Raw genomic sequence first — 12,999 nt, forward strand, 5'->3', positions numbered from 1 at the left:
CTATTGAACGACCTGGGCCTGCGCAAGCGCCTGACCGTCATGCCACCACGCTGCCAGGCTGAACACATGGGGCACCTTGAGGATGCTGAAATGATCGCCGGGCGCCTTCCATACCTTCAGCCCAGGCAGCAACTGTTGCCAGCGCTGCTGCATGAGACGGTGCTCGGCAGCGTTGCCTTCGGCGTCCAGCCCCGGGTCGTCCACCAGCACCAGCCCTGCCGGGCCGGTGTACGGCAGCTCTGGATGGTAAGGCGTGCGCAGCGCAGCACCGAAAGTGCGCACCGTGCCGTCGAGCGCACGCGCACTGGATCTGGCGGGCATCAGCCCTGCCCGCACCATGGCCGTGTGCAGTTGCTGCTGTTGCTGGTCGTCGCTGGCTTGTGCAAACGCCACCCGGTCCAGACCAAGGGGTTTGCCGGTGGACATTTCCAGCGCTTCGATCAGGCGCAGCAGCGTCTGGCTGAAGGTATGGGGCTGGCCGCAGGTGCTCCCTGGGCCTGGGCCCTCGCTGTCGATCAACGTCAAGGAGCGCACTTGACGCCCTTTGGCCTGCAAGCGCGCGGCCATGGCATGGGCCACCCAGCCTCCGAACGAATGCCCCACCAGGTTCAGCGGGCCCTCGGGATAGACCGCTTCGATAGCCTGCACATGCCAGGCCGCCGCAGCCTCGACGCAGGTGTGCGGCAGCGACAGGCCATCCAGGCCTCGGGCCTGCAAGCCTTGCACGGGCCACTGCGGGCCCAACGCCTCGGCCAGGCCGATGAAGCTGGTCACACTGTCGCCGGCACCGGCTACGCAGAACACGGGCGTGTGCCCGGCAGCGCCGGTCTGAATAGCCACGGGGGCCAAGGGCGGTGGTACAGCCGGGGCAGCAGCACACGCCAGCGCCTGCGTCAGCACCTGGCCAACGGTCGTCACATGGGGCGCTTGCATCAAGCTGCGGTGATCCCCCGGAACGGTGTGCGTCACCAGCACCTGGGTCGGCAACGCCGTGCGCCAGCCAAGGCCCTCAGGCGCCTCGTCAGCCTGCGCGGCGCAGAGCAGGTGCACCGGCACATCCACCGGCGCTGGGCGGTAATGGGCCAGGGCATGGCCATGGGCAAGCTCTCGGCAGAAATAATGCCGCAGGTCGGCGTCCGTCATGCTGGCCCACAGGCCGTAGAGCACCTCGTGCTCACGGCAGCTTGCCAGCAAGGTCGCAAAGTCGGCCTGGTCCTGCTCCAGGCGCGCGAGCAGCGCCCGCTTGGCGCGGCCTGCCTCGCCCTTGGTTTGCCAGTACGCCGTGCAGTTGAGCAGCAACTGCCGCTCCAAGGCATACGGGCCCTCCCAGCGTGCCTTGCCTTGGTCGGCCAAGCGCGGTGCGTAGGTGTCGATCAAACCGATGAATGCCACCTGCTCGTCAACGCCGCGCAGTTGATTGGCCATTTCCATGGCCAGCACACCGCCGAATGACCACCCGGCCAGACGGTAGGGCCCGTGGGGTTGCACGGTGCGCATCTGCGTGATCTGGTAGCGCGCCAGACATTCCAGCGTGCGTGGCTGTGGGGCATCGCTGGGTAATCCCGGCAGGCCGTAGATGGCAAAGTCGCCTCCCACCTGGTGGGCAAGCACAGGGAAGTAGAAGTCCAGCCCGGAAAATTCATGCACAAGGAACAGCGGCGCCTGGGCAGAACCCGGCCGGACCGTGATCACGGTCGCTACCGCTGGCGCTTGCCTATCCACCTGCTTGGCCAGCAACGCCACGCTCGGACGCTGGAAGACGTCAGTGAGCGCAACGGGTACCCCGGCCTTGCGCAGGCGGTCCACCAGGCGAATGGCCGCCAGCGAGTGACCGCCCAACTCGAAGAAGTTGTCATGGCGGCCCACCTCATCGACGTCGAGCAACTCGCACCAAAGGCTCGCGACAAGCTGCTCGACGTCCCCGCAAGGGGCTTCGAACGGGCGCTGCTGCACCTCGGGCGCTGGCAACGCCTTGCGGTCAAGCTTGCCGTTAGGGCCGAGCGGAAGCGCGGCCAGGTGGATGAAGTGCGACGGAACCATGAACGCTGGCAAGCGCGCCATCAAGACGGCCCGCAGCGCCTCGGGGATGAGACGCTGGCCCGTGTAGTACGCTACCAGGTGCTGGTCGCAGGCGAGCACGACCGCTTCCTTAACGGTGTCCACGGCCGTCATCGCCGCCTGAATTTCACCCAGCTCGATACGCAGGCCATGAAGCTTGACCTGATCGTCGTTACGCCCCAGGTATTCAAGGTTGCCGTCCGGCAGGTGCCGCGCCAGGTCGCCTGTGCGGTACAGCCGCCCGCCTGGGCGCTGACCGAACGGGTCATCGAGGAAGCGCTCGGCGGTCAGTTCGGGCCGGTTCAGGTAACCGCGGGCGACCTGCACGCCACCGATGTACAGCTCGCCTGCCACGCCCTGCGGTACCGGCTGGCCTTGATCGTCCAGCACGTACAGGGTGGTGTTGGCGATGGGCTTGCCGATTGGGGTGTTGTCGGGTGCGCTCACGCAGTGCCAGGCACTCACATCCACGGCGGCTTCGGTCGGGCCGTAGAGGTTGTGCAACTCAACATCCGGCAGTTGCTGGTGGAAGCGGCGCACGAGGCTGCCTGGCAGTGCTTCGCCGCTGCACACCACACGCTTGAGCGAAGGCGCGGACCAGCCTGATTCGATGGCCGAGAGGAACACGTCCAGCATCGATGGCACAAAGTGCAGCGTGCTGACGCCTTCAGCCTCAATAGCGCGCTGCAGGTACTGCGGGTCGCGGTGCCCGCCGGGCCGGGCCATGACCAGTTTCGCACCGGTCTGCAATGGCCACAGCAGCTCCCAGACCGAAACGTCGAAGCTGAACGGGGTCTTCTGCAGTAAAACGTCGTCAGCACCCAGCGCATAGGCGTCCTGCATCCACAGCAGGCGGTTGACCACGCCGGCATGCTCGTTCATCACGCCCTTGGGCAAGCCGGTTGAGCCTGATGTATAGATGACGTACGCCAGGTGCTGCGGGGTGAGCCCCGGCACTTCCGGGTTGGTGGCAGGCAGTTCAAGGCTCAACGGCGCGTCCAGATCGATCACGACGCCGTGCTCGGGCACATGCCGGGTCGCCGCGTGCACCAACACCGCCACCGGGTCGCTGTCGGTGAGCATGTGGCGAATACGCTCTGCCGGGTAGTCCGGATCGACCGGCACATACGCGCCGCCCGCCTTCAGGATTCCGAGCAGCCCCACCATCATCGACAAACTGCGTTCAACGCAGATCGCCACGCGATCATCGGGCATCACGCCCAGCGCGATGAGGTGGTGAGCCAGGCGATTGGCCTGGGCGTTGAGCTGCTCGAAGGTCAGCTCGCCCTCCTCGGCGCTGACGGCGACAGCCTGCGGGGTGCGCTGCGCCTTGGCCTCGACCAGCGCGTGCAGGGTACAGCCAAGGACATGGTCGGTGCCGGTCGCATTGAAGGCGTGCAGCACCCGCTCGCGTTCTTCGCCAGCCAGCAGGTCGATGTCCGCGACGATGGCCTGGTCGCTGGTCGCAAAGGCTTGCAGGACGCGCTGCAGGTAACCGGCGAAGCGTTCGATTGTGGCGCGGTTGAACAGCGCGGTGGCATACACGATGCCACCGGCAAAGCAGCCGGCCCGCTCACCCATGCTCAAGCTCAAATCGAACTTGGCCACTTCGGCCTCGGCAGCCATGGCGCTGACATGCAAGTCTGCAAACGCAGGGGCCCGATGCCCGGCGTTGGCGTCCCAGTCCAGCGTTGCCTGATACAGCGGCGTATGCCCAAGGCTTCGCCGCGGGCGCAATAGCTCCACCACCTGTTCGAACGGAACATCCTGATGGGCCTGGGCCTCCAGCACCACGGCTTTGGCCTGCGCCAGCAGCGCAGATACCGGCGGGCGGCCCGACAGGTCCAGGCGCAAGGCCAGGGCATTGACGAACATGCCCACCATCCCCTGGACCTGGCTCTGCCGTCGATTGGCGACCGGCGAGCCGATGACCACATCCTGCTGCCCGGACAGGCGAGCGAGCAGCGCTGCCCACGCTGCCGTGAACAGCATGAAAGGCGTGACGCCATGGCGCGTGCACACGGCTTTGAGGGCTTCACTGGACGGCAGGTCGAGCTGGACCTGGACGCTGTCGCCCGCGTATTGCTGGCGCTCCGGACGAGGCCGGTCCCATGGCAGGCTGAGCAGCGCGGGCGAGCCGTGGAGCTGCTTGCGCCAGTAGTCGGCTTGGGCATCCAGCGCCGAACCGTTGAGCCAGCGCTGCTGCCACTGGGCATAATCGAGGTACTGCACCCTGAGCGCGGGCAGCGGGTTGGGGGCGTGCGTAGCGAAAGCCTGGTAGAGCGCCGCGAGCTCGCCGATCAGAATGCCCAGGGACCAGCCATCCGCCACCAGGTGGTGAACGACCAGTAGCAGCGCGTGGCGGTCATCACCGAGGTCCAGCACGTGAGCGCGTATCGGCAGGTCCTGGTCCAGAGCAAAGGGCCGCGCGACCTCGGCACGGGCCCATGCTTGCAGACCAGGCGAATCCAGCCCGCAGGCCCGGTGCCACTGCACGGTGAACGCCTCTGTATCGGTTGCCAGCGCCACATACGGTTCACCGTCATGCTCATGGAATCGGCTGCGCAGGCTTTCATGACGGGCCACCAGCGCACGCAGGCTGCGCTCTAGCGCCTGACGGTGCAGGCGCCCTTCCAGGTGCAGCGCCACCGGAATGTGATAGGCAGCACTGGCTTCAGCCATCTGGGTCAGGAACCACAGGCGCTGCTGGGCCAGGGAAAGCGGCAGGCGCCCTTCACGCGGCATCGGTTCCAGGGCCGGCAAGGCCTGCACGCTGGCTTGCAAGGTGGCCGCCACTGCAGCCAGGCAGTCGTCGGCGAACAGGTCGGCCAACGCCAGTTCGCAGCCCATCTGTTCGCGTACCTGGGCCAGCATGCGCATGGCCAGCAAGGAGTGCCCGCCCTGCTCGAAGAAACGGTCCTGCCGGCCGATGGTGTTGAGCCCAAGCAGATCGGCCCAGATACGCGCCAGGTCAGCCTCATGCCCAGCCCGAGGCGCTTCGAACACCACCGTCGACAGATCCTGCAGCCCCGGGGCCGGCAGCGCCATACGATCGATCTTGCCGTTGTTGTTCAGCGGCATCCGCACCAGAGGCACGAACGCCGACGGCACCATGTAATCGGGTAGTCGGGCGCGCAGGTAATCGCGAAGATCCGTGCCATCAAGGTCCTCGCTACGGCGTGTGTACCAGGCGACCAATCGGTGAGGCCCGTGGGCCTGCTCCATGGCCATCACCAGCACCTCGCCGATGCCGGGTGCCTGAGCCAGCACTTGCTCGATTTCGCCAGGCTCGATACGGAAACCGCGGATTTTCACCTGATCATCGTTACGCCCCAGGCATTCGAGCTGGCCGTCGGCATTCCAGCGCACCAGGTCGCCCGTGCGATAAAGACGCGCCCCCGCCTGCTGGCCGAACGGGTCTTGGACAAAGCGCTGTTCGGTCAGGTCGGGCCGATTCAGATAACCCAGGGCCACACCGTCACCGCCGACATATAATTCACCGACCACGCCCTGTGGCACCGGGCGCTGCCACGCATCCAGCACATACACCTGGGTATTGCCGATGGGGCGGCCAATAGGGACCTGGTTTGCATCCGGCGCCAGGGCCTGAACTTCGCAGGTGACGGCAAAGGTGGTGGTCTCGGTAGGGCCATAGCCATTGATCAGGCGCAGGCCAGGTGCTTGGGCCAGGAGCGCGCGGAACGCAGCCGGCTCGGCCCGCTCCCCGCCGCTGATCAGCACCCGCAGCCCGGCCAGGGCCTGGGGCATCAGCTGTACGTACTGGTTGAACAGCGCGGTGGTCAGGAACAGCACCGTGATGGCCTGGTCCTGCAGCGCGCAGGCGAAACGCTCAGGGTCGACCAGCGTGGCGTGGTCGATCACATGCACCTGGCCGCCGTTGAGCAACGCGCCCCAGACCTCGAAGGTGCTGGCATCGAACGCCGGGTTGGAGGCGAGGCCCAGGCGGTCATTGGAGCCCAGTTCGACATAGCCGTTGTCCACCACCAGGCGCACGATGCCACGGTGCGGGACGCACACGCCCTTTGGCTGACCGGTCGTGCCGGAGGTGTACATCACGTAGGCAGTGCTGTCGGCGGCCGGTGCCAGGCCCAGGTCATCACCAGACCCGTGTGCAAGCTGCAAGGTATCCAGGTCGATGCGACGTGGGCCCAGGGGTGCATTGACCGTGGCCACTGTCAGCACGAGGCTGGCCTGGCAGTCCTGCACCATGAACGCCTGGCGCTCGGCAGGTGCATGCAGGTCAAGCGGCACATAGCTGGCCGCACACTTGAGCACGGCCAACTGGGCCACCAGCAAGGAGAAGGAGCGCGGCAACAGCAGCGCCACCTGCGCATCGGGCTTGACGCCTTGGGCAATCAGGTAGCGTGCCAGGCGGTTGGCCTGCCGGTTGAGCTCGCCATAACCCAGGACGTGCTCGCCATGCACCGCGGCGATGGCGGCGGGATGCTCGGCCGCGCGTCGCTCGAACAGATGCGTCACGCTGCACGCGCGGGGACAGGCAGTGTGTGTCTGGTTAAGCGCATACAGCAGATGATCACGCTCGGACGCGTCCAACAGGTCTACCTGGGCCAACGGTTGCTGGTCATTGGCCGTCATCGCCCAGAGCAGCCGCTCGAAGTAACCCAGGTGGCGGCGCACCGTCGCCTCATCGAACAGCGCAGTGGCGTAGTCCAGGCTGCCAATCAGGCAGTCGCCCTGTTCCCCCAGGTTCAAGGTCAGGTCGAACTTGGCCACAGCGCTGGCTTGGTTGACGGCCTCCAGTTGCAAACCTGTTAGCGTCAGCGCGGCGCCCTCGGTCGCCTGCCAGTTCAAGCTGACCTGGAACACGGGCGTATGGCTCAGGCTGCGCGCAGGGCGCAGCACTTCCACCACGTGTTCGAACGGCACGTCCTGGTGGGCCTGGGCCTGCAGAACCCGGTCGCGTACCTGGCCTATCAAGGCGTGCGCGGTCGGTGCTGCGCTTGGGTCGATGCGCAGGGCCAGCGTATTGACGAACAGCCCGACCAAGGGTTCGAGTTCGGCACGCCCTCGTCCTGCGACCGGGCAGCCGACCACCACTTCGGACTGGCCGGACAGGCGCGCCAGCAGTGCTGACCATGCGGCCAGCACCGTCATGTACACCGTCGCACCGTGCTGATGGGCCAAGGTGCGCAGTGCCGCCGAGAGACGCGGCGACAGGTGCACCGGCACGCTGGCACCGGCCAGGTCCTGCCGCGTCGGGCGTTGCCGGTCGGTGGGCAGGTTGATCAGCGTCGGCGCGCCCTCCAGCGTCTGGTGCCAGTAATCGAGCTGCTGTTGCAGGCGTTCACCCGTCAGCCATCGACGCTGCCACACGGCGTAATCGGTGTACTGCAGGGCCAGTGCGGGCAGCGGGTCCTCCCGGCCCTCACGCAATGCGGCGTAGAGCAGGTTCAACTCGTGGGTCATCACGCCCAGGGACCAGCCATCGGCCACGATATGGTGCACGGTCATGGCCAGTACGTGATGCTGCTCGTCCAAGCGCAGCACATGCGCCTGCACCAGGGGCCCGCAGGCCAAGTCGAAGGGGGTTCGGGCAAGCGCCTGAAGCCGGGCGGGCAACGCGGCGGGCGTCACTGCTTCGCGTTGCAACCAGCCTGTCTGCGGCACCGGGCAAATGACCACTTCGGCGCTGTCAGCCACGGCCTTGAACTGGCTGCGCAGCACCGGGTGGCGCTCCAGCAGGCGCAGCAGGGCTGCTTCCAGCGCATCGACATCCAACCTACCGCGCAGGCCAAGGGCCAGGGGGACGTTGTAGGCCTGGCTGCCACCCTCCAGCTGGGCCAGGAACCACAGGCGCTGCTGGGCGTAGGACATGGGCAAGGCCTGCCCTGGTGCTGCGGCCACGATAGGCGGCACCTCGCTGCGCCCAGCCTGCTCCAGGTGCCTGGCCACGCTGGTCAATTGTGCCGCGGCAAACAATGCTGCCAGGCTCAGTTCAGCCCCCAGGCGTACGCGCACTTGGGACACCATGCGCATGGCCAACAATGAATGCCCACCCAGGCGGAAGAAATCATCATGCCGCCCGACCCGCTCCACGTGCAGCAACTCGGCCCACAGTTGGGCCAGGGCCTGTTCGAGTTCACCCACTGGCGCTTCGAAACCCACCTCGAAGAGCGCTGTGCGCTCCGGTGCCGGCAGTGCGCGGCGGTCGAGCTTACCGTTGGCGGTCAGGGGCAGCGCTGGCAAGGCGACGAAGGCTACCGGCACCATGTACTCGGGCAGGTGGGCCTGCAATTGGGCGCGCAGGCCTTCAGGTTCGAGCGGGGCCACGTCGGGCCTGACCGTGTAATAAGCCACCAAGCGCGGGTGCCCCGGCTGATCTTCGCGAGCGATGACCACTGCTTCGTCGATACCTGCCAAGGCCGCCAGGCGGCTCTCGATCTCACCGGGTTCGATGCGCAAGCCGCGGATCTTGACCTGGTCATCGTTGCGACCCAGGTACTCCAGCGAGCCGTCGGCAAGCCAGCGCACCAGATCGCCCGAGCGGTACATGCGGGCACTGGCCGAGGTCGCGAACGGGTCTTGCACGAAGCGCTCTGCCGTCAGTTGCGGGCGGTTCAGGTAACCACGGGCAACCCCGGCACCCCCGATGTATAGCTCGCCAGGTACGCCCAGCGGCACCGGTTGCAGGCGCGCATCGAGCACGTACAACCGGGCGTTGTCCACCGGTTTGCCGATGTGCAAGGCGCAGCCGGCGTGCACGGCGCCGGAGCTTGCCACGACCGTGGTTTCGGTGGGGCCATAGTTGTTCACCACGGTAAAGCGTTGAGTTCGGTTGAACTGGCGCAAGCGGTCACCGCCAATCAGCAGGGTGCGCAGCGTGGGATGTTCCAGGTGATGATTGAAGGCATATTCGGCCACAGGCGTGGGCAAAAAGCTCACATCCAGCGGCTGCGCCTGCCACCAGGCGAGCATGGCGTCCAGGTCATCACTGGCGCCGCTCGTCGGGGCCAGGTGCACGGTTGCGCCGGCGCACAGTGCCGGCCAGATCTCCCAGGCCATTGCATCGAAGCCGAACCCGGCAAGGCTTGAGGTATGCCGGCCCGGGGCCAGGCCGAAAGCGCGGCAATGCCAGTCGACCAGGTTGTTCACCGTCAGGTGCTCGACCATTACCCCTTTGGGCTCACCGGTCGAGCCCGAGGTGTAGATCACATAGGCCAGGTGCCGAGGGGTGAGGGTTTTGACGACAGGATCGTCGTCCCGGGCCGGCCAGTCGGGCTGGTCCAGCAGCAGCACCGGCCGTGCGCTATGACCGACCCGTGGCAGCAGCGCCCGTTGGGTCAGCAGCGCCACCGGGGCGCTGTCTTCGAGCAGGTAGCGCACCCGCTCGTCCGGGTGGGCAGCATCGACAGGCACATAGCCTGCGCCTGCCTTGAGCACTGCCAGCAAGCCCACCAGCGTTTCCAGGCCGCGCCGGGCAAGCACCGCCACGCGGTCATCCGGTTGCACCCCCAGGGCGATCAGGTGATGCGCCAGGGCATTGGCCTGGCGGTTGAGTTGGCCGTAGCTCAACTGCCGTTCGCCAAAGGTCGCCGCCACCTCATCAGGGCTATGCTGGGCGCGCTGCTCGATACGCTGGTGCAGCGTATGCTGCTCGTCATAATCGGCGTGGGAGGCATTGAAGGTGTCCAGCAGCCATTGACGCTCGGCGACAGGCAACATGGGCAGGTCGAGTACCGCCGCCTGCGGCGCGTGCAACAGGCTCTCCAGGGTCTGCCGTAGATAGGCGCAGACACGTTGCGCCGGTACCTGGGCGTCGGCAAGCAAGGTCAGGCGCAACCCCTCACCCAGGTCGTCGATACTCAAGGTCAGCGGGTAGTTGGTGGCTTCTACCGAGTCGATGATGTCGATGCCGGCCAACGCTGCCCGGCGCGGCTCAGCCGGGCCGACAGCGCTGTGCCGGTAATTGAGCAGGCTGTTGAACAGCGGCGCAGGTGCGGCCACGCCACTGCACCGTTGGGCCAGGGCCAGTGGCGCGTGTTCATGGCGCATCAAGGCGGTCAGGCGCTTGTGGGTCACATGGATAGCGCCTTCAAGGTTCGCCGCCGCCAGGTCCACCCGCAATGGCAAGGTGTTGATGAAGATGCCCAGGGCCCGGTCGGTGCCTTGCGCGCCGAGCAGGCGCCCCATCAGCACCGTGCCGAACACGACCTGATCGCGCCCGGTCAGCCCGCCCAGCACGCGCCCCCAGGCCAGGTGGAACAGACTGGCAACGCTTACCCCCAGGGTGCGTGCATGGCTGCGCAAACCCTGACACAGCGCCAGCGGCAAGTCGAGTTGATGCTCCTCATGCACCGAGTCGCCACCCTGTACCTGGGCAAGCCCGTAGGCCAGGGTCGGCTCGTCGATGTCGCCCAGCATGTCGCGGAAGAAGGCTTCGTGCTCGGCCTCGCTGACCCCAAGCACGGCTTGAGCCACGTAGTCACGAAACGGTACCGCGGCCCCGAGCTGCGCGCCGTTGCCGGTCAGAAAGGCGATCAGCTCCTGCCGGACCACGTCCAGTGCACTGTGGTCCAGGGCGATGTGATGGAACTGCAAGGTGGCGTGTAACGTGCCATCTGCCTGAGCGGGCTCGCGCAGCAGGCGAATCAGGGGTGCCTGGGTCAAGTCGATCCAGTCCCGGTCGGTCGCCGGGTCCGCCAGCGTCAGCACCGCGAGCTCAGCGTGCCGCCAGACCACCTGCAGAGGTTGGGCCAAGCCTTCCCAGTGTACCGACGTGCGCAGGATGTCATGGCGGGCGATGACGCCGCGCAGCGCCTGCGCGAAGGCGTCGAAACGTGCTTGGCTGGCAAAGGCGAAGCGCGCTTGCATCACATACGGGTCGTGGCCTTCGGCGCGGGCATGGTGGAACAGCATGCCCTGCTGCAGGGGCGCCAACGGGTAGATGTCCTGCACGTTGGGCGCCCCGCCCGGGATGGCAGCGACCACCTGGTCCACGGCGGCCTGGTCCAGGGTCACCAGGTTGAGCATCGCTGCACTGATGTGCGTGCTCCCAGGTGCGATGAGGTTGGGTGGCACCGCCACCGGGCCGTGCTTGCGAGCCACGTATTCGCCGCGTTCGATCAGGCTCACCAGCGCCGGTTTGTGGGCCCGCAACTGGGCCACCAGGGCGCCGTCGGTCAGTGCCTGCCGGTTGCCCTGCACCACCAGTTGGCCATCCTTGAGCGCCAGCTGCACGTCGTGGTCGGCCAGTGTGGCCAGTAATTGGTTGATGCTCACAGGACGATCTCCATTCTGTCTGTGATGGCTGCGTAGCCTGCCAGTGTCGGTTGGTCGAACAGGGCCCGCACGTCGGCTTCAAGGCCCGCTTCGCGCAACCTTGAAGTCAGGGTGACGGCCAGCAGCGAGTGCCCGCCCAGCTCGAAGAAGTTGTCGTGCCGCCCTACCCGCTCCACCTCAAGCAGCTCGCACCACAGTGCAGCCATCAGGGTCTCGGTCGGCCCTTCGGGGGCTTCGAACGGGCGCTCCGGCAGTACGTCGGGTTCGGGCAATGCTTTGCGGTCGAGCTTGCCGTTGGGGCTCAGCGGCAAGGCCTGAAGGTGCATGAACAGCGCCGGTACCATGAAGTCCGGCAATACGTGCAGCAAGGCCGTGCGAAGCGCGTCCACCGGTTGTTGAGCGCCGGTGTAGTAGGCAATCAAGCGCTGGTCGCGGGCGATGACCACGGCCTCCTTGATGCCCTCGACAGCCGTCATGGCCGCTTGGATTTCACCCAGTTCGATACGCAGCCCGCGCAACTTCACCTGGTCGTCGTTACGGCCCAGGTATTCGAGGTTGCCGTCCGGCAGGTGCCGCGCCAGGTCCCCGGTGCGGTACAGCCGCCCGCCTGGGCGCTGACCGAACGGGTCATCCAGGAAGCGCTCGGCGGTCAGTTCGGGCCGGTTCAGGTAACCGCGGGCGACCTGCACGCCACCGATGTACAGCTCGCCGGCCACGCCCTGCGGTACCGGCTGGCCTTGCTCGTCCAGCACGTACAGGGTGGTGTTGGCGATGGGCTTGCCGATTGGGGTGTTGTCGGGTGCGCTCACGCAGTGCCAGGCACTCACATCCACGGCGGCTTCGGTCGGGCCGTAGAGGTTGTGCAACTCAACATCCGGCAGTTGCTGGTGGAAGCGGCGCACGAGGCTGCCTGGCAGTGCTTCGCCGCTGCACACCACACGCTTGAGCGAAGGCGCGGACCAGCCTGATTCGATGGCCGAGAGGAACACGTCCAGCATCGATGGCACAAAGTGCAGCGTGCTGACGCCTTCAGCCTCAATAGCGTGCTGCAGGTACTGCGGGTCGCGGTGCCCGCCGGGCCTGGCCATGACCAGTTTCGCACCGGTCTGCAATGGCCACAGCAGCTCCCAGACCGAGACGTCGAAGCTGAACGGGGTCTTCTGCAGCACAACGTCGTCGGCACCCAGCGCGTAGGCGTCCTGCATCCACAGCAGGCGGTTGATCACCCCAGCGTGCTCGTTCATCACGCCCTTGGGCAAGCCGGTCGAGCCTGAGGTGTAGATCACATAGGCCAGATGCCGAGGTGTCAGTCCGGTCACCGACGGAGCGACAGCCGGGCAATGTTGCCAGACGGGGACATCCAGATCGATCAGGACCGGGTGTTCCGGTACATGCCGGGTCGCGCCATGCACCAGCACGGCCACGGGTTCGCTGTCGGTGAGCATGTGGCGCACACGCGCTGCTGGGTAGTCCGGATCGACCGGCACATACGCGCCGCCCGCCTTCAGGATCCCGAGCAGCCCCACCACCATCGACAAACCGCGCTCGACGCAAATCGCCACCCGGTCATCAGGCTTCACACCCAGCCCGATCAGGTGATGCGCCAGGCGGTTGGACTGGGCGTCGAGCTGTTCGAAGGTGAGCGCGCCTTCCTCGGCGCTGACCGCCACCGCCGTCGGT

2 protein-coding genes (1 of these 2 only partly in view) are annotated in these 12,999 nt (G+C 66.6%); both read right to left on the reverse strand.

The window, feature by feature from the left end:
• Window positions 1-11,319, reverse strand: coding sequence for a non-ribosomal peptide synthetase (locus FH041_RS06450; protein WP_140174276.1), 11,319 nt, complete (start codon window positions 11,317-11,319; stop codon window positions 1-3).
• Window positions 11,316-12,999: the final stretch of a non-ribosomal peptide synthase/polyketide synthase gene (locus FH041_RS06455; protein ID WP_140174277.1), read on the reverse strand. 20,669 nt of this gene lie beyond the right edge of the window; the window shows 1,684 of its 22,353 coding nt (coding positions 20,670-22,353); the start codon falls outside the window, past its right edge; its stop codon occupies window positions 11,316-11,318. Before FH041_RS06455 ends, FH041_RS06450 begins: the two co-directional genes overlap by 4 nt.

Origin of the sequence: Pseudomonas sp. SWI7 (assembly GCF_006351945.1) — a bacterium.
Lineage (GTDB): Bacteria > Pseudomonadota > Gammaproteobacteria > Pseudomonadales > Pseudomonadaceae > Aquipseudomonas > Aquipseudomonas fulva.